Raw genomic sequence first — 456 nt, forward strand, 5'->3', positions numbered from 1 at the left:
TCCATAAGCGATCTTCCATCCATTATCTGCTGAAAAGTTCTGATTCCAGAAAAGTCCTGCAGAGAATCCTTTTTCAGGATTCAAGTCCGGATTTCCCTGTACATCATGATTAAGATTCACAAAATAGGTGTACAACTCGTCATATTTTGGGAAGCGGTTAGCCGATCCCACAACTGCTCTAAGGTTTGAATTCTCAGAGGTTTTATATCTTGCTGATAAAGAATAGTTGTACTGATTATTAAAGTTTTCGCTAAGAGAAAGTCTTACTCCCGGTCTTAAAGAGAATTTGTCTGACACATTCCATTCTGCAGAAAGGAAATTGGAATAGGTGAAGATCTTTCTTTTTACCGCCTCACCGAAGAAATCTCCGGCAATTAAAGCGGCATAGCCATTGGTATAGTCTAATTCATACCCTAACTGGAAATCAAAAACTTTGCTGTCGAGGAAGTTGCTGAA

At 39.0% G+C, this 456-nt stretch carries 1 protein-coding gene; it reads right to left on the reverse strand.

The annotated features are described in order from the left end of the window. On the reverse strand, positions 1 to 456 hold a 456-nt coding region (locus tag BBI00_RS15325), incomplete at both ends, for a TonB-dependent receptor domain-containing protein (RefSeq protein ID WP_165602544.1).

Source organism: Chryseobacterium arthrosphaerae (assembly GCF_001684965.1).
GTDB lineage: Bacteria > Bacteroidota > Bacteroidia > Flavobacteriales > Weeksellaceae > Chryseobacterium > Chryseobacterium arthrosphaerae.